We start from the raw sequence: 23,292 nt of genomic DNA, 5'->3' as shown, positions 1-23,292 counted from the left end.
CTTGGGGTGGATTTTCCGATTTTTAGTAAATTCATAAGCTTTCTTGCCATTTCTTAAGAAGATATTTTTTCTAAATTATGCTAAAGTGTTTGATAGATAAGACGTATGAGGAAAGTTAGGTGTCGATAGATGTTAGAATTTAAAGATTTTGAAGAAAAAACGATCCAACGGAATGAAATTTTCCATGGCAAAATCATTGATGTGGTGGTTGATGATGTCTCCTTGCCCAATGGTGGAACCAGTAAACGCGAACTAGTCTTCCACCCAGGTGGGGTGGCCGTGATCGCCTTGACGAGTGAGAACAAAATGCTGTTCGTTCGCCAATTCAGAAAGCCATTAGAGCGAGTGATTTTAGAGATACCAGCAGGCAAAATCGATCCAGGAGAAGGCGCACGTCCAGATTTGACTGGCGCCCGGGAATTGGAAGAAGAGACTGGCTATCGCGCAAAAACGCTAGAGCATGTTTCTTCTATGTACCTTTCACCAGGCTTTGCGAATGAAATCTTGCACGTCTATTATGCGAAAGAGCTGGAAAAAGTGGCAAATCCCTTACCGCAAGACGAAGACGAAGTGCTGGAAGTCTATGAATTGAGCTTAGAGCAAGCACAAGCCGCTATCGCTGATGGAACGATCTGTGATGCGAAGACCGTGTTTGCGATCCAATTTTGGGAGTTGCTGGAATTGAAACGGAGGAACGGACTTGCCTAAAGAACCATTGATCACCCGCAGTGAACTTCGACGCCGACGCGAAGAAGAACAAGCGGCGTCTGAACGTAATCAGCAAATCGTAGAAAAGCAAAGCAAGAAAGAATGGAAACAAAAAGAAAAACAAATCGATAACCACTACCGAAAAGTGCGCAAGAAAAACAAAGAAATCACGAAGACCCGTGCCGGTGAGAACCAGAAATCTCGGGATCTGAACCGTTTTTTAATGAAAGCCATTGTGATCGTCACTTTATTGTTAGTCGTCGTCGGTTTGGCGATCTTTTTGTTATGATTCATCTAGTACTAAGAAAAAGCCGCCCCTGCATCTTCTGCAAGTGCGGCTTTTTTGTTATTCGGTCGGCTTTTTCAAAATAGCTAAAAACATGGCCGCTGGCTGATTCATGAACAAATGATCCGCTTCATGAAAAACGGTAAAGGAAGTGTCGGTAAACCCAATCGCCTCTGTCAGTTGAGTCAATGCAGCAGGGTCAAACCCATTATGAACCAGCGGGTGAGACACGGCGGGATTTTTGAGGAAATCCACTAGGTAAAGGGTTCCTCCTGGCTGCAGCAAGGCGTATAGTTTTTCCATCATAGCGGCTGTGTCAGGAATATGCAGCAAGACGAGGGATAGCAGCACAGCGTCTGCTTTTGCTTGTAAGGATTCTTGCAGCAGATCGTGGACAGTTGCAGAAGCATTGGCCAGCTGCAGTTGGTTGATTTTTTTTTCAGAAACCTCGATCATGCCAGGGGCAGTATCCCAGATGGCTAAGTGCTGGACATAAGCTGCTAAGGGCAGACTTACTAGGCCGGTACCGCCGCCGATATCGATCAGAGTTTGGTGCTGGTTGTCTTTAAAATAAGGTTCAAGGGTTTGGGTGACTAATTGTGCTAACGCGATCCGTTCAGGGGTATCGTATTTTGCTGCCATGGCGTTGAAAATTTCAGACATAAGTGCCTCCTTTGATAATGACAAAAAACTGTTCGTTTCGTCAAAACTAGTTTATCATGAAAGGAGAAAAAACACGTCAGTAGATACGTGGGAATTTCTGTTGTTTTTCATTTTAAAGGATGAAAAATAAACGAGAAGCAGGAGGCAAACACATGAAAATTGGTATTATTGGTGCAATGGAGGAAGAAATCAAGGCGTTGCGGGAACAGTTGATTTCACCGCTTTCTTGGGAACGCGGCGGCGCACTATTTATTTCAGGAAGTATCGGCAATCATGAAGTGATCGTCGTTCGTTCAGGTATTGGTAAAGTTCTGGCATCGATCACCACTAGTTTACTGATCCAACAATACGGGGTCAATATGGTGATCAATACTGGATCAGCTGGTGGGATCGGTGCCGGTTTACAAGTAGGGGATTTAGTGATCTCAGATAAAGTGGCCTATTTTGATGTCGATGTGACGGGCTTTGGTTATGAATATGGCCAGTTGCCTGGTGGGATGCCTTTGTATTATGAAGCCAGCCGCTATTTGATCAGTGAGATGACAAAAGCCGCAGAAGCGACCCATCATACCGTGAAAAAGGGACTGATCGTTACTGGTGACAGCTTCATTCATGACCCGCAAAAAGTACAGGAGATTTTAGGACATTTTCCAGATGCCTTGGCTTGTGAGATGGAAGGAGCCGCGATCGCACAGACTGCGCAGCAATTCAATATTCCTTTCTTAATCGTGCGCGCGATTAGCGACACCGCCGACCACGCAGCAACCGTCTCTTTTGATGAGTTTATCTTAGAAGCTGGCAAGCGTTCCGCTGAAATGGTCTTGGCATTCGTTGAAACATTAAAGTAACTTAAAAAACAGGAGAGCCGATCCGTAAGAGGAGGAAGGAAGCATGAGAGCATTACTATCCATTGATTATACGTTTGATTTTGTTGCAGATGAGGGACGATTGACGACGGGTGCTGCTGGGCAAGCGATTGAAGCTGCCTTAGTGGCTCGGACGCAAGCCTTTATCGAAGCCGGTGAGTATGTCGTTTTTGCCATTGATCGTCATGAGGAAACAGACAACTATCATCCTGAAAACCGCTTGTTCCCACCCCACAATCTTGCGGGCAGTGCGGGGCGACATCTTTATGGTCGTTTAGCCCCGCTTTATGAAACCTATCAGGAAGCGCCAAATGTCTATTGGATCGACAAGCGCCATTACTCAGCGTTTAGTGGTACCGACTTGGACATCCGACTCCGGGAAAGAGGGATCACGGAATTGTACCTGACCGGCGTTTGTACCGACATCTGTGTCTTGCATACAGCAGTGGATGCCTATAATTTAGGCTACCAACTGGTGATCGATGCAGATACCGTTGCTAGCTTTGACGCGGTCGGACATGAATGGGCACTACGCCATTTTGAAAATACCCTTGGTGCGAAAATCATTTCTGCGAAGGAGGAAGCATAAATGGGATGGATGGATCAATTAAAAGCAAATTTCAGTTTCAGTGAACTGACTAGCCTTTATCAAGCGTATCAAAAAGGGGATCTTGATGTGAAGGCGTTGTTGAACAATGACTTCTTACAAAAGTATACGGATTTTCAGAACTTGGATGAGTTTATGGCTAAATTAGGCATCCAGAATGAAAACCAAATCTTCGACTTTCTAAAAGACCGCCCCAATCGGCAAAAAGCCGATCAAGTCGTCAATGAGCATTCCCAATTTGATTCTGTGATCAGTATGATGAAAAAAGCTTTACAGAAATAAACAATTGGCGAAGAAAAAGCGCAAGCAGAAAAATCTGCTTGCGCTTTTGTTTACCAGATCTGCACACGATCTTCTGGTGCACGATACATAGGGTCACCAGGTTTGATATCAAAGGTTGTATAAAATTCATCGATATTTTGGACTTGGATATTGGCCCGTAGTTTAGCTGGTCCGTGGACATCGATCGCCAGTAAGAGCTGTTGGTATTGTTCTTTGGCTTTTGTACGCCAAATCTTCGCCCAATTGGTGAAGAAGTCTGTTAAAGAAACATCGCTTTCTTTTTGCGCTGCTTCTAGCGCACAGCTTAGTCCGCCTGCATCGGCGATGTTTTCAGAAACAGTCAATGTTCCGTTGATGGTACCGCCGGCAAAGGGCAGGCCATCAAACTCGTCGATCATCGCTTGAGCTAAGCGTTCAAAGTGGGCCAGATCTTCTTCTGTCCACCAATTGTTTAAATTACCATATTCATCAAATTTTGCCCCGTTGTTGTCAAAGGCGTGGGAGATCTCATGAGCAATGACCGCGCCGATCCCCCCATAATTTGCGCTGGTGGATTGCTCCAAACTATAAAAGGGCGCTTGTAAGATTGCTGCTGGGAAAACGATCACGTTCTTAAATGGGTGATAGTAGGCATTCACGGTAGCGGCGGACATTTCCCATTCCTCGCGATCCACGGGCTGCTGCCATTTTTTGAAGGTATCTTCTCGGAACAAACGATTGAAATGAAGGGCATTTGCCAACAGACTTTTCTCTTCATCGGTATGCAATTGATCATAAATAGCAGGAACTTGATCAGGGTACCCGACATGGATGCCTAAACGATTCAATTTGATGATCGCTTTTTGGCGGGTTTCTTCACTTAACCACGTGTTGTTGCGCAAACGATCTTGGTAGACAGCAATCATTGTTTCCACCATGTGTTTGACGTCTTTTTTCGCCATTTCCCCAAAGTACTTGCGTCCATAATAATCACCGATCACTTGACTAAAATGACCCATCGTTAAGTAATAAGCCGCTTTTTGTTGGGGAGCCGCTTCATCGATCCCTGATAAGTAGCGACTGTAGGTTCCGCCTAACTGACGCAATTCTTCACTCAGATAGCTAGTATAGCGCAAGCTTTGGTTGACGATCATCCAGCCTTTCAAGAGTTCAAAATGGCTATCAGAAACAATAATGTCAAAGGCTTCAAAGTAAGCGGGTTCCGTTACGATCAGCTCTTCTGGTGTACCTGGTAAAAGGGCTGTCAAGAGTTGTGTAAAATCGATCTTGCTAGCTTGCTTTGCAAATTCCTCCAAGGAGCGAGGATTGTAGTTTTTACTATAATCCGCACTTTCTTCCGCACTGCGGACATGAGGGGCGATCAATTTATCAAATGCGATCGCTTGCTCTACCAACGATTCCGCTTCTGCTTGGTCTTTTCCGTAAGCAACTAAAACGTTGACGGCCATCTCAAAGTAGACTTGCAGCATTTCGCCTGCTTGGGGATTTTCTGTGTAATAGGTTTTATCCGGCAAAATAGTAGCAGGCGGATAGACCGACAAAGTATTCATTTGCGCATTTTTCATGTCTGCATCGACATCCAGTTGGAAAGGCAAGGCAATACCCTCTAAAACGAAACTTGCCAGTTGCTGATTCAATTCCTCATAAGAACGCAACGCTTCGATTTTTGCTAATAGTGCATTTGCTTCAGTAGCGCCAGCTGCCTCTCGTTGGGCAAAATCGCTGGCTAAGCGGTAAAAAGCCACAGCATCCTTCATGCGGCCTTTTGGCGTAGCATGGGGATCGTGTGCCATATTTTCAAATTCTGCGATCATTAAGGAATCGATTCCGTCAACGAGATCTTGGAATCCACCCGTAGCGGGTTTATCTGCTGGAATAACAGCGGTCTCCAGCCACTCGCCATTTACATAGTCATAAAAATCATCTTTTAACAAGGTTGTCATGTCTTTCGCTCCTCTCGCTTTCTACTATTATGAAACAAAATCTGTAAGGACGCAAAGAAAAGTTTTCTAGACGAAAAAGGGTTTTGATCCAAGTAGGAGGAGAATCTAAGGTATAATAAGAAAAAAGGCAGGTGAACGAGATGGAACAAGTAGAGTGGAAAGGGATCGCCGAAGAGCGGTTTCGTCCGTATAAGCAGTGGGTCACTCCTTCAGGGTATTTATGCGGCACCTATGCGGCAGCCGTCTTTTTGGCCTACTATCAAGATTACATCGATGAAACGATCATCCCGAAAGCGTTTCGCCGAAAAAAACAGCGGGATCTGACAGTAGTGACGGAAATGCTGCGTGTGCTGATTCAGCCTCATGGGTTGCCGACGATCGCTTGGCAAGTCAGTCATGGTTTGACTCGGTTTTTCGATCAATTCCAATTGCCTTACCGCGGACGTGCGACCGTTGTTGGCGGTTGGCATCGAGCGTGCAAACGAATCGACGAAGGCAAACCGGTGATCATCGGTATTTTGAAGCCTTTAGGCAGCACATATGGCAATCATTGGGTCGTGGCTTACGCCTACGCCGAAACCGCCAGCGGAGAACGCTATTTTAAAGTTCATGACAACTGGGGCAACTACAAAAAAGTAATTCCCGCCAGTTGGGTAAACGGTACCGTCACACTTCCTTGAACGAGACGGTTAAAAAAACAGTCACTTTGTGCTAGAATAGAAGAAAACAACCACATTCATTGGAGGCAATCATGGGCGAAAGTTATAAAGATAGTTCGTTGAAAATTTTTAGTTTAAATGGAAATTTACCATTAGCAGAAAACATTGCGAAAGTTTTCGGTACAGAACTAGGGAAGTCAAAAGTGACACAGTTTAGTGATGGAGAGATTGCCATCAATATTGAAGAAAGTGTGCGGGGCGACCATATTTATATCATTCAATCGACGAATGAACCCGTCAATGATCACTATTTAGAGCTATTGATCATGATCGATGCGATGAAACGGGCTAGTGCGAAGACCATCAATGTCGTTTTGCCTTATTACGCATATGCGCGGCAAGACCGAACCGCCAACCCGCATGAGCCGATTACTGCAAAATTGATTGCCAATATGCTGGTGGAAGCAGGGGCTTCTCGGATCTTGACGCTTGATCTGCATGCCGTCCAAGTTCAAGGATTTTTCGACATCCCAGTGGATAATCTCTTTACGATCCCATTGTTTGCTCATTATTATCGCGAACAAAAAATGACTGGTGACGACTATGTCGTTGTTTCACCAAAAAACAGCGGTGTCCAACGGACCCGTAGTTTGGCAGAATACTTAGATACAGCGATCGCGATCGTCGATCAAGATGAAGCCGATGGCGGCTATGTGATTGGTGATGTCGTTGGGAAAAAATGTATTTTAGTTGATGACATTTTAAATACCGGCCATACATTGGCAAAAGCGGCAGACTTGTTGAAGGAAGCTGGTGCCAGCGAAGTGTATGCTTGTGTGTCTCATGCCTTACTTTCGCCGCCAGCTAAAGAAATTTTGGATCAATCAGCGATTGAAAGGATTTGTGTCACCGATTCTTGTTGGACCAGCGAAGAACGCCATCCAGAAAAACTGCACTACATTTCTTGTGCTGAATTGATGGGGGAAGCCGTTCGCCGCATTCATGAAAATACACCAATGAGTCCATTGTTCCGCCTGGAAAGCAAAGAGTATAAATAAAAATATGAAAAGCACCCGCTATCCTTAGGGACAGCGGGTGCTTTTGCGTGTGGGGGAAGTGGACCAAACACAGTGGATCAGTTCAACTGATTGCGGTTCAAGACCGTTTCTCGTTTGATCAGCTTATGTGGTACGACCAGCTGTACGCCGTTTGAATCTTCATGATTCAATTGCGCCATCAGCCGTTCGGTAGCGATTTTTCCTAAGGACAACACGTTGATATCGATACTAGTCAAATACGGGTGTGTCAAAGTAGCAAAGATCGAATTATTGAAACTGATGATGGATAAGTCATCCGGGACTTTGTAGCCATACATCGTCGCTAATTGAATGATCCGCACAGCGAACAGATCATCGATCACGACGATGGCCGTTGCTTGGGATTCTTTGATCGTTTCTTCAAACGTGACGTAATCTTCCGCTTTTTCAAAGGTCAATGCTGGATAAAAGGGGAGATTTGCCAGCATCATGGCTTTTTGGTAGCCGAAAAAACGTTCGAAATACAGATTTTCATGGGTCGTATTAGTAGCAAATAAAATCTTCGTATGCCCTTGGGCGATCAGATGCTCGGTTGCTTGCTTGCCTAACAACTGGTTGTCATTATCGACAAAAACGATTTTGTCTTCATTGCTGTATGGTTGACCAATCAAGGTAAAAGGGACTTCTTTTTCGACCAGATAGTCGATGATGGGGTCTTTTTCATCGGAATAGACCAAGATAAAGCCATCTACTTGTTTTTGCAGGTGCATCCGTTCCACGTTTTTTAGTAATGTAGCAAAGTCACGGGCGGAGGCAACGGCAACCGTCATTTGATGATGGCGGGCCTCTTCATTGATGGCTTCGATCGTTTCTAAATAAAAGGGGTTTCCTAGTCGTTCTTTCGAATCAAGAGGCGGCAAGATCACGCCGATGGCACTGGATATCTGTTTGCCGAGATTTCGAGCTGCAAGATTGGGGACATAGCCCATTTCTGCCATTACTTTGCGCACTTTCTTCTTGGTATCTTCAGAAATGCTGGGATGATCGTTTACGACACGAGAAACCGTGGATGTAGCGACGCCAGCCTTTTTGGCGACATCTTTGACCGTAATGCTCACTGATTTCCCTCCTTTTTTAGCTTATAGTATCACAAAGTGTCGGCACAAGGGTAGAGCCAATCAAAAGAAAGAAGAAATGCAGACATTTCTTCTTTCAGAAGGCTTGTTTAGTTGATCGCTGTACTGATTTCGTCTTCTAAAACATAGTCTTTGCCATACACCTTGATTGGCAATGCCTCACCGCTGATTTTTTTCAAAGTCACCGTTGACTCATTGACGGAAACAAAGAGCAGACGTCCACGATAGTTGATGTGGAAGGCATAGCGGCTCCACGTTTTAGGTAAGAATGGGGCAAAACCTAAGTGGTCGTGATCGGTTTTCATTTGAGCAAAGCCTTGAACGATCGCTAACCAGCTGCCGGTCATAGAAGTGATGTGCAAGCCATCATCGGTATCATTGTTGTAATTGTCCAAATCAAGACGAGCAGTCCGCTCATACATTTCCAACGCTTTTTCTTCCATGCCTAATTCCGCTGCTAAAATCGCATGGATACTTGGGGAAAGGGAAGATTCATGCACTGTCATCGGCTCATAGAAATCAAAGTTCCGTTGTTTTTCTTCTTTGCTGAATTGATCGCCAAAGAAGTAGATCCCTTGCAAAACATCGGCTTGCTTGATAAAGCAAGAGCGCAAGATATGATCCCACGACCAATTTTGGTTCAATGGCAAATGTTTTGGATCAAGATCGGAAACGGGCATCAAGTCTTTGTCTAAGAAGGTATCATGCTGGACGAAGACTCCAAGCTCTTGGTCTTCTGGGAAGTACATATTGTCGATGATGTCTTGCCATTTGGCTTGTTCTTCGTCTGAGATCGTGATAGTCGCTTCGTCTTTGAAGGCTTCATAGCTGGCTAAGGTATAAGCTAAGACCCAAGTAGCCATTTTGTTGGTGTACCAGTTGTTATTGATATTGTTTTCGTATTCGTTTGGTCCAGTGACGCCATGGATCATGTATTTTTGCTGACGTTTTGAATAGTGGACACGATCTGCCCAGAAACGTGAAATCGCGCTTAACACTTCTAATCCTTCTTTTTTCAGGTAACTTGTATCGCCAGTATAATTCGTATAGTTGTAAATGGCATAAGCGATGGCACCGTTTCGGTGGATTTCTTCGAAAGTGATCTCCCACTCATTGTGGCATTCGATCCCAGTGAAGGTCACCATTGGGTAAAGGGCACCTGCTAAGCCTTGTTTTTGCGCATTGATATGGGCTTGCGGCAATTGGTTGTGACGGTATTTCAACAAGTTGCGGGTCACTTCTGGTTTTGCTAATGCCAAATACAATGGAACTGCATAGGCTTCGGTATCCCAGTAAGTCGCACCGCCATATTTTTCACCAGTAAAGCCTTTCGGTCCAATGTTCAAGCGCTCGTCTTCGCCATAATAGGTTGAAAACAATTGGAACAGGTTGAAACGAATCCCCTGTTGCGCCGCAGCATCGCCTTCAATGATCACATCGGCTAAATCCCAGCGGGCTTTCCAAGCAGCGACTTGTTCTGCACGCAACGCATCATAATCTGCTTTGTATAAAGTGCCTAATTCGGTGACTTTTGCTGGATGATCATGAGCGGGAACATCACGACTCGTAATGATCAAGACTTCTTTGATCAATGAGAAGGTGTCACCGGCTGCCCCAGAAAAGGCAAAGGTATCAGCGACGCAAAGTTCGCTTTTCACGGAATCAGTCGGTGTTTGGCTATGACGCATAGCAGAAGTGACAGTGAAGCGTTCAATGTCAAAATTATTTTCTACAGTCCGAGTGGTCAAGTAATGGAAGGTTTCGGTTTGGCCATGATCTAATTCTTCCCAGAAACGTTCGTCGTAGTTGCTGTCTTCGTTATGGACGTTGTTATCTAGTTTAGAAACGACTTTAATCTCAGCGTCGCCTTCAATGATCTCAGCATCCATCTTAATGAGGGCAAGTTCACGTTTTACGATGCTCAAGAAGCGTTCAAAAGAGAATTTAACCGTTGCACCTGCCAAAGTGACAGTAAAGTTGCGGCGTAAAATCCCGGTTTCCATGTCTAGTTCTAAACGGAAATCACTTGGGCTGATTTTTGCTAAGTCGACTAATTGGTCATTGACAAATAGGTCCATTGCAATAAAGTTGACCGCATTGATCACTTTGCCAAAATAGTCAGGATAGCCGTTTTTCCACCAGCCAACACGGGTTTTGTCTGGGTACCAGACACCTGCGATATAGGTACCTAAGTGATGATCGCCGCTGTATTGTTCTTCAAAGTTGCCGCGCATTCCCATGTAGCCATTCCCGATGCTTGTTAGCGACTCTTGCAGTCGACGATTTTCTTTATCTAAGGTAGATGTCGCGATTTTCCATGGATCGATCTCGAACAATCGTTGGATTTTTTTCATGAAAGTCCCTCCAGAATCTTTTTGATATCTCTATCATAAGCGCAAACGATTGCATCGTCAAGTGAAAGTTGTTGCGTTTAAAGAATTTCCTATTAGGAAACATCGAGAAAGAAAGATTCAGTTATATAAAGGTGGAAAAGCGAATAGAATCCCTTTTGATATTTCTGGGTTTACAAAATCTTTTTTCTCCGTTAGAATGAAATTATTAAGAAACCGATTGCGTAAATCGATTCAGGGAAGGAAGAAGGAAGATGAAAAAATTATTGAGCTTCGAATTTTGGCAAAAATTCGGAAAAGCGCTAATGGTGGTTGTCGCTGTTATGCCAGCCGCTGGTTTGATGATCAGTATTGGGAAAACGATCCCAATGATCAATGCCGACTGGGCATTCTTGATCACCACAGGAGGCGTCATTGAAAACATTGGTTGGGCAATTATTGGTAACTTGCATTTATTATTTGCATTAGCTATTGGTGGTAGTTGGGCTAAAGAGCGAGCTGGTGGGGCATTTGCTGCCGGGATCGCCTTTATTTTGATCAACCGGATCACTGGTTCGATCTTTGGCGTGACGAGCGCGATGTTAACCGAAGAAGGCGCCTTTACCCATACGTTGTTTGGGACAAAGATCATGATCGACGGTTTCTTTACTAGTGTATTAGAAGCACCTGCTTTGAACATGGGCGTCTTTGTCGGGATCATCGCCGGTTTTGTGGGGGCAACAGCTTACAACAAATACTATAATTTCCGCAAATTACCGGATGCGCTTTCCTTCTTTAACGGCAAACGCTTCGTCCCTTTCGTGGTGATTGCCCGTTCAGTAGTCGTCGCATTAGTGTTATCAATCGTTTGGCCTTACATTCAAGCCGGTATCAACAACTTCGGTTTATGGATCGCGCAATCACAAGAAAGTGCGCCCGTTTTAGCACCTTTCTTGTTTGGAACCTTGGAGCGGCTGCTCTTACCATTCGGGCTGCATCATATGTTGACGATCCCGATCAATTACACCGAATTAGGTGGAACCTACACGATTCTTTCTGGGGCACAAGCCGGCACCCAAGTCTTTGGACAAGACCCATTATGGCTTGCTTGGGCAACGGATCTAGTGAATATGCGCAATGCTGGCGATACGTCACAATATCAATTTTTATTGGAAAACTTTGTTCCTGCCCGCTTTAAAGTTGGACAAATGATTGGTTCATCTGGGATCTTGATGGGCTTGTCTTATGCCATGTATCGCAATGTCGATGCGGACAAACGGCACAAATATACCTCTATGTATTTATCAGCTGCCATTGCTGTCTTCTTGACAGGGGTAACGGAACCGTTGGAGTTCATGTTTATGTTTGCTGCCGTACCGCTTTACATCGTTTATGCAGTCGTACAAGGGGCGGCATTTGCGATGGCGGATATCGTCAACTTACGGGTCCATTCTTTTGGGAATATCGAGTTGTTGACACGTACCCCAATGGCGATCAATGCCGGCTTAGGACAAGATTTGATCAACTTTGTGTTAGTGACCATCGTCTTTGGTGTCGGGATGTATTTCTTGGCAAACTTCTTGATCAAAAAATTCAACTTTGCAACACCAGGTAGAAACGGCAACTATGAAACAGAAGGGGCCAGCGATGCGCCAGCAACTGCTTCGGCGGATGGCAACTTGAACCCAGATTCGCAAGTCGTGAAAATCATTCATTTATTAGGGGGACGTGAAAATATCGCCGACGTTGATGCATGTATGACCCGTTTACGAGTTTCTGTGAAAAATCGGGAAGCGGTCGGCGATGAAAAAGCGTGGAAAGCCGCAGGGGCTTTAGGCTTGATCGTAAAAGACAACGGTGTGCAAGCAGTCTATGGACCGAAAGCAGATGTCTTAAAATCAGACATTCAAGATATCTTAGATTCTGGTGTCACGATTCCCGAACCGACTGCTAGTCAAGCACCAGCTGAAACCACTACCCATCAAAGCCAAGGCGTGACAGCTGAACTAGCTGCCGTTGCCACTGGAGAAGTGATGCCGATCACCTCTGTCAAAGACCAAGTGTTTGCGGAAAAAATGATGGGTGACGGTTATGGCGTGCGTCCAGAGCAGACGACAGTTGTCGCACCAATCAGCGGGAAAGTCACCAACATCTTCCCAACGAAACATGCGATCGGCTTGCTTTCTGATGAAGGCATCGAAGTATTGGTTCACATGGGCTTAGATACCGTTGACTTAAACGGTGCACCCTTTACGGTAGCTGTCACTGAAGGACAACAAGTGGCGGTCGGTGACAAGTTAGCGGAGATGGATCTCGCTGCAGTAAGTGCTGCTGGCAAAGACACCACCATCGTTGTAGTGTTGACCAACAGCGATCAAATCGATTCCTTTGAATTGACCCAAATCGGCAAGCAACAAGCAGCCGCAGTTGTTGGAATCGTAAAACTATAATAAAATGACAAGCGGGTCGACTCTTTTGTTGACCCGCTCTCTTTTATTTTTAAAAGGAATCGTACAAGCAAACCGAGAGAAGGAGCCTTATTCATGAAGGTATTAACATTGAACACCCATAGCTGGTTAGAAGAAAATCAGCTAGAAAAATGCAAAATGATCGCACAAGAGATTGCAACAGGCGACTATGACATCATCGCCTTGCAAGAAGTCAACCAAACGATCGCTGCTCAAACCATCGTTCCTGATGGGCTTTATTGCCCGACAGATACGCTGGTGGAAATCAAGGAGGACAATTTTGCTTTACGCCTAGTGGAAGAACTGCAACTGTTAGACTGTGACTACTATTGGTCATGGACCTACAGTCACGTAGGCTATGACATTTACCACGAAGGCAATGCCTTATTGTCCAAACAGCCCATCATTGCCAAAGAATATCTTGCTTCACAAGCCACGGATGTCTGGGATCATACCACGCGCAAAAACCTGAGCGGCGTGACTGAAGCCGATGGGCAGATCGTACAAGTCGTTAGCTGTCACTTTTCTTGGTGGCAAGACGGTAAATTTGCCTACGAGTGGCAACAGACAGAAGCATTTTTAGCAGAACGGGCAGATACCTTATTGATTCTAGGAGATTTCAACAACGATGCCGCCAGTTCTGGTCATCAACTCGTCCTTGACAGCTCCTTACAGCTGCAAGACAGCTTTTTAACGGCTGCTGAAACGACCGGGGAAGCCTCTGTCGTTAAAGCCATTGATGGTTGGCAAGACAATCGAGAAGCATTGCGGATCGATTATGTTTTTGCATCTAATGACCTGCAAGCAACGGAATATGAAGTCGTTTTTGACGGAACGCGTACTCCAATCGTCAGCGATCACTTTGGAATCAAAGTGGTTTTTGCTTCAAAAACAGATCCAAACTAACATGAGCGACAGCAAAAAAGCAGCGCCAACCGGCACTGCTTTTCTTTTTGGGGAAGTTAAATCGCTGATCGAACAAGGAGGAAAAAGAATAAACTCAATAAAAGAATGAATGCTAATGCCCCATAGGTAAAACTCTTTTCGCCCCCGGTTGCGTTTTCCTCCTGACTCGAAAGACTTCTTCTTGTAAAAAAGACGAGTCCTGCGCCGATGACATTCGCTGTCAGTAACTGTTGAAAGAAGATCAGGAATAAATACTGACCCAAAAGGCCTTTTTTACTCATGGAAAACCGTTGAATAAAGTACAGGCAAGCCCCTTGCAGCAAAAGGAGACTACTTAACAAGACCCCTAAAGCGGCTAACGGTTGCGAGTTGAGGTACTGGGCAAAGGTCATCCCATGGTTGAAGGCAGTCAAGGAAAGATAAAGATAGTAAGCACCGGCGATCAAAAGCCAATAACTCAGTAAAATCAATGGAAACGCCCATTTTCGTTTAGTCATGGTTGCCCTCCTGTAAAGTGAATAGTCCGTAGGAACGGATCAAATAATCAATCAAGCAGCTCAGTCCGATCAAAGACTGGCTAGGGATTTTCTTGCGACCGATTTGAAAAAAATCGCAATAATAGGTCAGGTGAAACGTTGAATGGCGAGCAAAATAATTATCTCCTGGCGCACTCAATGTCAAAACGGGAATCTGACGAATCGCAAAAGTCGTCAGATTCTCTTTGACGTTTTCTGTTTCGCCGCTCAGTGAGGCGATGATCACACAATCTTCGACAGTGATCATCGGCATGACCATATCAAATTCCGTTTTGTTCGGCAATACGATCACTCGTTTTTCCATAGAAAGCATCATTTTGGAAAACTCCTCCAGTGCTTTCTTTTGGGAAAACCCAGTTGGGTAGCAGTAGATGGTTTTGCTGCGGTCAAACAAGCGGTTGAGGGCAGCTAAGTCTACTGTTTTTACATAGTTTAGGGTGGCGAAAATATCCTCTTGTTGCTTTTCAAAAATCGTTTTTTGCTGCGAAATCGTTGTTGCCTGTTCTTGCTGATGCCGTAGAAAATATTTGAACTCGGAATAGCCAGAAAAACCAAGTTTTTTCGTCAACCGTAAAATAGAAGACTTTGAGACGTGAACCTGCTCGGATAGCTCGACGATCCCCATAGATAGAACGGTATCGCCGTGGGAAAGAATATAGTTCAGAATGCCACGATCAAGTTCACTTAACTCTGCTTGGTGCTGTTGAATCAAATACTGTAATTTCACAAAAACCCCTCCTTATTGATTAAGTATAGCTGAAAAGCCAGGAGGGGAGGCGAAGAACGCTGGCTAGTGTAATTCTGGCCAAAAGGCTTGATTTGCTTCGATCAATTCATCGAGTAATTCTTTAGCTACACGGGCATTTGGGACCACTTTTGAAAGAATCAGTGCTTGCCACAGCTTCTGGTAAGAACCCTCTGCCCAAGCTTCCACGACTAATTTTTCTACGGCGACTTGTTGTTCCATCAATCCTTTTTGGAAGCGAGGGATCTTGCCTTGTGTGATTGGTTCTGCCCCGTTACTGCCGACGATACAAGGCACTTCCACCATTGCCTGTTCATCAAAGTTGACGATCGCTCCTTCGTTAGGCACGATCAACAGCATTCGTTCTTGCGTGTTATAAGCAATCGCTCGTGCAAGGTCAACAATGTAGCTGGCGTGTTCATCCACTTCAAGCGTGGTGTCAGTCGCTGTCTGGTTTTCTACGATGCGTTGGCATTCACCAAAGACGTGTTTTTCGCGACCAGCCATGACTTCATTTGCCCGTGTAAAAGATGGGTTGGTGTGCGCCACTTCATCTTGAGGGAAAAAGTAATACTTCAAGTAGGTATTTGGCAAAGTGGATGGATCAACCTCGTACACTTCTTTTGCTTTGGCAAAGGTGTGCATCCAGCTGGCATCAGCATGTTGGCTCGCTTCGATTTCTTCTGGCAATGAATAGCCGTATTTTGCTACATGCGCTTGGATCTGCGGCAGCAAGTCATTGCCAGCTTTGTCTCGTATATCTGTCCACCAGCCAAAGTGATTCAAGCCATAATAGCGAACGACCAATTCTTTGCGAGAAGCTAAACCGATCTCTTGCGCCATCCGTTCTTCGATTCCCACTGGCATATCACAAATATTAATGATCTTAGCATCAGGGCGCAATTTACGAGTCGCTTCTGCGACGATCGCTGCAGGATTGGAATAATTCAACATCCACGCATCAGGGGAATATTTTTCCATATAATCGACTAACTCCAATACACCGCCGATAGAACGCATCCCATAAGCGATCCCGCCAGGACCACAAGTTTCTTGGCCGACCACACCATATTTCAAAGGGATTTTTTCATCCTTTTCGCGCATCGCATACAAGCCAACTCGGATATGCGCCATCACAAAATCGACATCCTGAAACGCGGTTTCGGGATCAGTGGTTGCTAAAAAGCTGATTTCGGGTGCGCGTTCTTTCAATAAAATCTCGCAAGCTTGTGCCACTTTTTCTTGTCGTTCTTCCAAATTGTCGTAAAACTTGATTTGGCGAATCGGGAAACGATCCAAGTGTTCTAAAAGCATCAAGACGATTCCTGGGGTAAAGGTACTGCCGCCTCCAGCGATCACGATTGAAAATTTTTTCATTTTTGCTTCCTCCTTAGTCTGATACAGCTAATAATTTTTCGAATTGTTCTCTTACTTGTGGCACATCCAGGCCAACGATTACTTGGAAGGCGTTGCCGTTACGAACGACGCCATGGGCACCAGCGCCTTTAAAGATGTCATCTGGCAGCACTTGGTCTTGATCTTTGACGGTGATTCTTAGGCGAGTGGCACAATTAGTGACTTTATCGATATTGTCGCGACCGCCAAACCCTTCTAAGTAGACTGCGGCTTGTTCGGTGTAGCGATTGGCACCGGCAATCACTTGAGTTCCAGTGTTGGCTTGTTTTTCTTTGTAATCTTTTTTGGTGTATAGTTTGACTTCGCTATTGTTTTCTTCCCGTCCTGGTGTGGCTAACTTAAATTTGAGGATCAAGAAGCGGAAAACAAGGAAATAAAGCGCAGTAAAGGCTAACCCAATCACCAACTGCGTGAAGATCATACTGCGATGATTTTGAAATAGCGGAATCCAGACCTTCGCTAACAGATCGATCAAGCCGCCCCCCATATCTCCAACGACCCCGAAGGCAAACATCGTTGCCGCCATGGTCGCTGCTAAAACAGCGTGCACCGCAAAGAGGGGTGGTGAGATAAAGAGGAAGGTGAATTCCAATGGCTCAGTGATACCAGCTAAAACGGCAGTTAAAGTGGCAGGGATCAAAATCGCTAAGACTTTCTTTTTATTCTCAGGCTTGGCTGTGAAATAAAAAGCAGCAGCGATCCCCGGTGCAGCAAAGATCTTAGAATTGCCATGTAAAGCAAAGCCCCCTTCAGGGAAAAGCTCTTTCAATGGTCTGGTGGATTGGGCAAATTCTTGTAAATGTGCCATCCAGTATTTGGAGATTCCTTCTTCGACGACAGCAGGACCAAAAACAAAGGGGGTATACACGAAATGATGAAGACCGGTGGGGATCAATATTCGCTCTAAGAAAGTATAGAGCCAGACCCCAAAGACCCCAGCACTTGCTAGAAACCCTTGCATGGACCCAATGCCAGCTTGGACTTTCGGCCAAATCAATGCAATCAAGAAAGCGACTGGCAACATCAAAAAGAATCCAAGGATCACGACAAAGGAAGAGCCTTGGAAGATTCCGAGAAAATCAGGAAGCTTCGTATCGAAAAACTTGTTGTGAAGATAGACGACGATCGCCGAAATAAAAATTGCTCCGATAATACCAGTATCTAATGTTTTGATGCCGGCGATCATTTTCAAGCCACTCTCACCGCCGGGATCAGCTGCAAAGTTGACACCGAAGAAGTGACCAAAGTACTCGATCATGCCAGAGATAAAATAATTACAAGTAATATAGACGACAAAGGCTTCCATTGCCGCTCGCGCATTGGCTTTTTTTGCGAGACCGATCGGTAATCCAATAACAAATAGTAATTCCATTTGGTTGAAGACCGTCCATGCACCGTTTTCAATGATCGTCCAAATGTTGAACCAAGTAGAGCCTTCAGTGGCGATGCTCCCCACAAGCATCGGATTTTTAAAGATAATACACAGCGCGACCATGATCCCCGAAAATGAAAACAAGAGGACCGGGGTAAACATCGCACCGCCAAACCGCTGAACTTTTTCCATCATAATTTCTTAACATCTCCTTTCAATTTTTACTACAATCTCAGTATAGAAAAGAAAGATAGCGGTTACAATAAAGTGAGGCGGCATAGGAACGTAGAAGCAAACAAAGAGAAAAGGCAGCAACTGCGGGGAAATTTCCCATAAAAAAACAAACCTGCGAAAAACAGGTTTGTTTGCTAAGTACGTGTATTTAAATTTCGACGTTGCCATAACGATTGGCAAGGGCGGTGCGGATCAAGCGCTCTGCCAAATGCTCATTTCTTGCGAGAAGCGGTCCGTGGAAGTAAGAGCCGAACACATTGCGGTAAACCACGCCTTCGGTTTGGTCTTCGCCATTGTTTCCTTGTCCTTGGATGACTTTCCCCAATGGTTTTTCCCCTTTACCTAAGAAAGTACGGCCATTATGGTTTTCAAAGCCATAATAGGTCTCATCGAATTCTTCATTGTGGATCACGATGTCACCGATGAACCGGTTGTTTTCCTGGCTTAAGGTGTAATGATCCAAGGCACCGATCCCCTTGATTTTCTCGCCGTTGGCACCGATGTAGTAATGACCCAGCAATTGATAGCCGCCGCAAATTGCCAGCATCACGCCATCATTTTCGATATAGCTGGTCAGGGCTTCTTTTTTTGATTGGATATCTTGTGAAACGATCACTTGTTCAAAATCTTGCCCGCCACCGAAGAAGACGAGATCATATTTTTCAGGATCGAAGGGCTCGTGAATGCTGACGACTTCTGCGTTGAAGGTCACGCCTAGTTTTTCGGCCACGTAGCGCAGCATCAAGAGATTGCCATTGTCGCCATAAGTATTCAAAAGATTTCCATACAAGTGGGCAACATTCAGTTGATACTTAGTCACTACTCATTCCTCCTTTGATATAGCCTTTTTCCGCAAGCTTTTTGCGTAGCTGCAGGACTGCAGTGTAAGTCGCTAAAATATAGACTTTTTCTGTTGGTAAGTCTGCAATTTGCTTGATGACGTCATCAAGTTCAGGGGTTTCAATGATTTTCTCTTCAGGGATCCCCGCAACTTTTAACCGCAACGCCATATCTTTGTGACGATCACCACCAGCGATCACTTGAGGAATCCCCATATCGGCAAACGCTTCATGGTCGCCATCCCAAATCCAGCTGACGTCGATCCCATCTGCGTAGTTGGCATTCAACAAGCTGACTAGTGAGAAAGGATAGGGCGACAGGCCGATCATATCGATGACTTGGTTCAAACCAACAGGGTTTTTAACTAAGACTAACGTACATTCTTTGTCCCCGATGCGGATCACTTCTTGGCGGCCAAAGACTTTTTCGTCATAGGCCAAACCAGATTTGATTTTTGCAGGTGCTACGCCATAATATTCCGCAACCGCAGTTGCCGCCAGCGCATTGTAGACATTGTACATCCCACCAACTTCGATGCGATAGTCATTGCCATCGATCACAAAATCAGCAGAGGTGTTGTCCATTGCGGTCATTTCCGTCAGTTTATAATCCAATTCTGGTCGATGGAAGCCGCAATTTGGGCAGTAGTATTTCCCAAGATTGGCATAGGTGATCATTTTATAATGCAAAATGTGATGACACTCAGGACACAACACGCCATCCGTATTGTAATGGGCCATCTGCTCTTCATCTGGCAAATGATCAAATCCATAGTATTTCCGCGGATTGACAGTTGCCACCGAATTGAACAGTGGCGAATCCCCATTGCAGAGGATCGTTGCTTCCGGTGAGTTTGCCGCACCTTCAACGATCATTTTATAGGTCGTATAGATCTCGCCATAACGGTCCATTTGATCGCGGAAAATATTGGTGAAAACGAACAATTCCGGTTTGATGTACTTCGTTACTTTGCTGAGACTGGCTTCATCGATTTCTAAAACCGCAAATTTTTTGCCTTTTTTAGGGCGTGCCGATAGAAAGGTTGAAACGATCCCTTGGACCATATTGGCGCCGGTGGGGTTCGTTAATACTTCATCAAATTCTTGGCGCAAAATATTGACAGTCAAGGCAGTCGTCAATGTTTTGCCGTTGGTGCCTGTGATCACGACGACTTGGTAATCTTTCGCCAAATGATCTAATATATGTGGATCAACTTTTAATGCTAATTTACCAGGCAGGCTTGAGCCACCTTTGAAAAAGTTCTTTAATACCCATTGAGAGGTCTTACCGACTGAAACAGCCAGATGACTTCGTATTCCCATAATGTAACCCTCCATTAGAGCGAATGCTTTCGTTGTGCAAATTCAATTTATCATACCATATACCAAGAAAAAGGTTAAATTGCTTTTGCGATTCTTTAAATTTCTACAAAGACCATTCTGATAAATGGCTCTTTTACTTGCGATGATCAAAGGCTTGAAAAGCAAAACAGCAAACCTTCTGCCAGGTTTGCTGCTGCTTTAACCGATAATGATTTTTTCCGTTGGGTACTCGTAGCCTAAGTCACGTGTTTCTTTTGGTACGAATAACATCAAGGTGTACAGCATACCGACACGGCCGATAAACATCAAAAGAGCAATCACGAGTTTGCCGATGGTTGATAAATCGCCCGTGATTCCTAAAGAAAGCCCTGTGGTTCCAAAGGCCGAGGAAACTTCAACAATGATGGCGATCAAAGGGATATCCTCGATGGCGGTCAAGAATAAGACACAAAAGAAGCACATGCCCATCGAAAGCATGAAGACCACCACTGATTTACGGACGTCATCTTGATCGATCCGGCGACCGAAGATATTGATATTGTCCTCACTTTTCAAGAAGGCATAGAGGTACAGCCCAATGATGGCAATGGTCGTCGTCCGAATCCCCCCACCAACAGAGCTGGGACTACAACCAATAAACATCAGCAAGGAGAAAACGATCAACGTCGTGGTTTGGAAGTTGCCTAAGTCATGGATCTGCAGGCCAGCATTCCGCGTTGTCATGGAATAAAACATGCTGTTCATCCACATACCACTAAAGCTGTAATCTTTGAATAAATAATCTTTCTCAAGGAAAAAGATCGCTAATGTACCGCCGACAAAGAGGATCACGAAAGCCAAAACAGCAATTTTTGTGAATAAAGAAAAGCGAAACGGCAAGCGGCGGCGTTGTTTTTTCATTTTAAAAAGGACCCATTCCCGAAAGTCCATGATCACTGGAAATCCGATCCCCCCGATAAAAATCAAAATCATGATACACGTCAGGAAGAAATAATCATGGGAAAACGGCAAGATGGAATTGCCCGTCACATCAAACCCTGAGTTGGTCACAGCAGAGATCGCTTGATAAAACCCATAAAAGATCGCGTCACGCCAATTGTCATAATACCCGTAAAGATGAAAATAAACAGCGAAGATCGTACCTGCTACCAACTGACAAACTAAAATGATGGTAAACGTCGTTCGAATCATCCGAACGATCCCGCTAAGCTTTGGCTGGTTCATATCTGTCATGATCAATTGGCGCTGCTTTAAACTGATTTTGCGCCGTGAAACGATCGCAAAAAAGGTCGAGATCATCATGATCCCTAAACCACCAACTTGAAAGAGGACTTCCAATAAAATGACCCCGCGGTCGTTAAATACGTCATTGATCGGGAAGGTAGTCAACCCTGTGACACTGACCGTGCTGACCGCCATAAAGAACAGATCGATAAACGCGACATGAGAGCCCGGTTCCCGAAAGAAGGGAAGTGAAAAAAGCCCCAAAGAGACCACCGTCATCACGATATAATAAAAAACAATCACTTGGATTGAAGATACATTCTGGGAAATAAACGTCTTGCTCCTGCGCTGCGTCAAGCGAGCAAAGCGGGTAAAGTTCATAACAAAAACCCCTCACTAATTAAACTATCCCCAGTATACCAAAGAACCAAGTAGATTTGAAAGAAAGCAGGATAGAATTTATGTGGGGCAGAAATTGCGCAAGGAAACGTTTCTGGAGTGATTCTTTTCATTCGGGCAAAGGAGCCGCCAATCAATCCTTGTGTTTGGCAGCGATGGTCTGCCTTTGAATGATCTTCAATCATTGTAAGGATTTTTGAAAAGGTAGGCACGATTGAATGGTGTAAAGCAGTAGTCTCTTTTTTGAGAGGCACTACCCTTCAATCGATTTTTTAGCAAGAAAAAGGATGCGGAAGTTGTATATACATGTTAAAATAATAATGTGAGAAAAACGCTTTCTTTAATAAAGAAAGCCAGAATGGAGAGAAGTAGATGAATGCCAACCCTTATGATATCAAGTTAGTAGCTGTCGATATGGATGGAACCTTTATGCGCACGGATTATACGTATGATGTTCCCCGCTTCAAGGCCGTGTTGGCCCGCATGAAAGCAGTCGGCTGTCAGTTTGTCGTTGCCAGCGGCAATCAGTATTACCAGTTGCGGGCTCAATTTCCCGGCTATGATCACGAGCTGAGTTTTGTTGCAGAAAACGGAGCACTTGTCAAAGACAAAGAAACAGTGCTTTTTGCAGCGGACATTCCCCGAGAAACGGTTTTCGCAACCTTAGATTTATGTAAAAAATACCCCGAGGTTAAAAATGTAATGTGTGGGCTCAATAGTGCTTATTGTGAACGGGGAACGGTCAGTGATGCTTTTTTTGAATTAACAAATAAGTATTACCACAAATTGCAATGGGTCGATGACTTTGCCCAAGTAGAGGACACGATCCTGAAATTTGCCCCAACCGTTCCTGTCGAAAAAACGGCCTATTATTCGGAACTATTTCAAAAAGAACTAGCTGGTTTGCTAGTGCCAACAGGCAGTGGGCATGGTTCCGTGGATCTGATCGTGCCTAACTGCCACAAAGCATCAGGATTGGCACGCTTGGTAGAGCGATGGGGGATCACTCCTGAGCAATGTGTCGCTTTTGGCGATGGCGGCAATGATTTGGAAATGTTAGCCTATTGCCAGAGAGGCTATGCGATGGACAATGCGCCAGAAAACGTCAAAGCCGTTGCCACCGCTGTCTGTCCCTCAAATGATGAGGATGGAGTATTAGTCACATTGGATCAGCTGTTCCCGATAGTCTAGGCGTTCTTTAAGATTCTTAAAAATAGGTAAGTATTCCGATCAATTTTCACAATTTCAGAAGAAAACGCTGGCAATTTATGAGAAGATAAAAGAAATAAAAGATAACAGCGACGATCCGCACG

21 protein-coding genes are annotated in these 23,292 nt (G+C 44.8%); 10 read left to right on the top strand and 11 right to left on the bottom strand.

Annotated elements, in window-relative coordinates:
• Positions 1-129 precede the first annotated feature (129 nt).
• Both A5877_RS07005 and macP read left to right on the top strand, forming a co-directional pair.
• Positions 130-708: an NUDIX hydrolase gene (locus A5877_RS07005; RefSeq protein ID WP_008379307.1), complete on the top strand. Its 579-nt coding sequence runs from the start codon at positions 130-132 to the stop codon at positions 706-708.
• Positions 701-997 (top strand): cell wall synthase accessory phosphoprotein MacP, encoded by a 297-nt coding sequence (macP, locus tag A5877_RS07000; RefSeq protein ID WP_005233519.1) that lies wholly within the window; start codon positions 701-703, stop codon positions 995-997. The genes A5877_RS07005 and macP overlap by 8 nt, the downstream gene beginning before the upstream one ends.
• Positions 998-1,054: 57 nt before the next feature.
• Here macP and A5877_RS06995 read toward each other — a convergent pair whose 3' ends face one another.
• Positions 1,055-1,657, bottom strand: coding sequence for a class I SAM-dependent methyltransferase (locus tag A5877_RS06995; RefSeq protein WP_008379308.1), 603 nt, complete (start codon positions 1,655-1,657; stop codon positions 1,055-1,057).
• A 152-nt stretch (positions 1,658-1,809) separates the two neighbouring features.
• On the opposite strand from A5877_RS06995, the gene A5877_RS06990 reads away from it, so the two are divergent.
• From A5877_RS06990 to A5877_RS06980, 3 genes are read left to right on the top strand one after another with little or no spacing between them, the layout of a single operon-like run.
• Positions 1,810-2,505, top strand: a complete 696-nt coding sequence (locus A5877_RS06990) for a 5'-methylthioadenosine/adenosylhomocysteine nucleosidase (RefSeq protein ID WP_005227823.1) — start codon at positions 1,810-1,812, stop codon at positions 2,503-2,505.
• 43 nt (positions 2,506-2,548) lie between these two features.
• A complete protein-coding gene (locus tag A5877_RS06985) occupies positions 2,549-3,112 on the top strand; it encodes a cysteine hydrolase family protein (RefSeq protein ID WP_008379309.1) in 564 nt (187 codons plus the stop codon).
• On the top strand, positions 3,113-3,412 hold the full coding sequence (locus A5877_RS06980) for a hypothetical protein (RefSeq protein ID WP_005227832.1): 300 nt from the start codon (positions 3,113-3,115) through the stop codon (positions 3,410-3,412).
• Positions 3,413-3,462: 50 nt separating this feature from the next.
• Here the strand turns inward: A5877_RS06980 and A5877_RS06975 are convergent, their stop codons facing one another.
• Positions 3,463-5,355 (bottom strand): M13 family metallopeptidase, encoded by a 1,893-nt coding sequence (locus tag A5877_RS06975; protein WP_086316622.1) that lies wholly within the window; start codon positions 5,353-5,355, stop codon positions 3,463-3,465.
• Between the two features lie 140 nt (positions 5,356-5,495).
• On the opposite strand from A5877_RS06975, the gene A5877_RS06965 reads away from it, so the two are divergent.
• Both A5877_RS06965 and A5877_RS06960 read left to right on the top strand, forming a co-directional pair.
• Positions 5,496-6,035 (top strand): C39 family peptidase, encoded by a 540-nt coding sequence (locus A5877_RS06965; RefSeq protein WP_005233534.1) that lies wholly within the window; start codon positions 5,496-5,498, stop codon positions 6,033-6,035.
• Between the two features lie 71 nt (positions 6,036-6,106).
• The gene (locus tag A5877_RS06960; RefSeq protein ID WP_005233536.1) at positions 6,107-7,072 is read left to right on the top strand and encodes a ribose-phosphate diphosphokinase; all 966 of its coding nucleotides are present in this window, start codon (positions 6,107-6,109) and stop codon (positions 7,070-7,072) included.
• 77 nt (positions 7,073-7,149) lie between these two features.
• Here the strand turns inward: A5877_RS06960 and A5877_RS06955 are convergent, their stop codons facing one another.
• Both A5877_RS06955 and A5877_RS06950 read right to left on the bottom strand, forming a co-directional pair.
• Positions 7,150-8,169: a LacI family DNA-binding transcriptional regulator gene (locus A5877_RS06955; RefSeq protein ID WP_005227844.1), complete on the bottom strand. Its 1,020-nt coding sequence runs from the start codon at positions 8,167-8,169 to the stop codon at positions 7,150-7,152.
• Between the two features lie 107 nt (positions 8,170-8,276).
• A complete protein-coding gene (locus A5877_RS06950) occupies positions 8,277-10,541 on the bottom strand; it encodes a glycoside hydrolase family 65 protein (RefSeq protein ID WP_086316621.1) in 2,265 nt (754 codons plus the stop codon).
• Positions 10,542-10,792: 251 nt separating this feature from the next.
• Between A5877_RS06950 and A5877_RS06945 the strand changes: the two genes are divergently transcribed.
• Together A5877_RS06945 and A5877_RS06940 are read left to right on the top strand one after the other, a co-directional pair.
• The gene (locus A5877_RS06945; RefSeq protein WP_086316620.1) at positions 10,793-12,967 is read left to right on the top strand and encodes a PTS transporter subunit IIBC; all 2,175 of its coding nucleotides are present in this window, start codon (positions 10,793-10,795) and stop codon (positions 12,965-12,967) included.
• Between the two features lie 93 nt (positions 12,968-13,060).
• Positions 13,061-13,891, top strand: coding sequence for an endonuclease/exonuclease/phosphatase family protein (locus A5877_RS06940; RefSeq protein WP_086316619.1), 831 nt, complete (start codon positions 13,061-13,063; stop codon positions 13,889-13,891).
• Positions 13,892-13,947: 56 nt separating this feature from the next.
• Here A5877_RS06940 and A5877_RS06935 read toward each other — a convergent pair whose 3' ends face one another.
• The 7 genes from A5877_RS06935 to A5877_RS06905 all read right to left on the bottom strand — a co-directional run bounded on the left by A5877_RS06935 (position 13,948) and on the right by A5877_RS06905 (position 21,961).
• Positions 13,948-14,388: a hypothetical protein gene (locus tag A5877_RS06935; protein WP_086316618.1), complete on the bottom strand. Its 441-nt coding sequence runs from the start codon at positions 14,386-14,388 to the stop codon at positions 13,948-13,950.
• Entirely contained in the window at positions 14,381-15,154 is a 774-nt protein-coding gene (locus A5877_RS06930; protein ID WP_086316617.1) for a MurR/RpiR family transcriptional regulator, read from the bottom strand. Before A5877_RS06930 ends, A5877_RS06935 begins: the two co-directional genes overlap by 8 nt.
• A gap of 63 nt (positions 15,155-15,217) precedes the next feature.
• Entirely contained in the window at positions 15,218-16,549 is a 1,332-nt protein-coding gene (locus tag A5877_RS06925; RefSeq protein WP_086316616.1) for a 6-phospho-alpha-glucosidase, read from the bottom strand.
• A gap of 13 nt (positions 16,550-16,562) precedes the next feature.
• Positions 16,563-18,155 carry an alpha-glucoside-specific PTS transporter subunit IIBC gene (locus A5877_RS06920; protein ID WP_086316615.1) on the bottom strand — a complete coding sequence of 531 codons (1,593 nt, stop codon included), beginning with the start codon at positions 18,153-18,155 and terminating at the stop codon, positions 16,563-16,565.
• A 187-nt stretch (positions 18,156-18,342) separates the two neighbouring features.
• Complete coding sequence (locus A5877_RS06915; protein ID WP_005233555.1) at positions 18,343-19,014, bottom strand: type 1 glutamine amidotransferase; 672 nt, start codon at positions 19,012-19,014, stop codon at positions 18,343-18,345.
• Complete coding sequence (locus tag A5877_RS06910; RefSeq protein WP_086316614.1) at positions 19,007-20,356, bottom strand: Mur ligase family protein; 1,350 nt, start codon at positions 20,354-20,356, stop codon at positions 19,007-19,009. Before A5877_RS06910 ends, A5877_RS06915 begins: the two co-directional genes overlap by 8 nt.
• A gap of 198 nt (positions 20,357-20,554) precedes the next feature.
• On the bottom strand, positions 20,555-21,961 hold the full coding sequence (locus A5877_RS06905; RefSeq protein ID WP_008379338.1) for a TrkH family potassium uptake protein: 1,407 nt from the start codon (positions 21,959-21,961) through the stop codon (positions 20,555-20,557).
• A 390-nt stretch (positions 21,962-22,351) separates the two neighbouring features.
• Here A5877_RS06905 and A5877_RS06895 point away from each other — a divergent pair, with 390 nt between their 5' ends.
• Positions 22,352-23,170 (top strand): Cof-type HAD-IIB family hydrolase, encoded by an 819-nt coding sequence (locus tag A5877_RS06895; RefSeq protein WP_016612950.1) that lies wholly within the window; start codon positions 22,352-22,354, stop codon positions 23,168-23,170.
• Positions 23,171-23,292 lie beyond the last annotated feature (122 nt).

Source organism: Enterococcus sp. 3C7_DIV0644, from assembly GCF_002141235.1.
Classification (GTDB): domain Bacteria; phylum Bacillota; class Bacilli; order Lactobacillales; family Enterococcaceae; genus Enterococcus_D; species Enterococcus_D entomosocium.
Note: the sequence above shows the minus strand (reverse complement) of the source record. Positions and strands in the feature narration are given on the sequence as shown.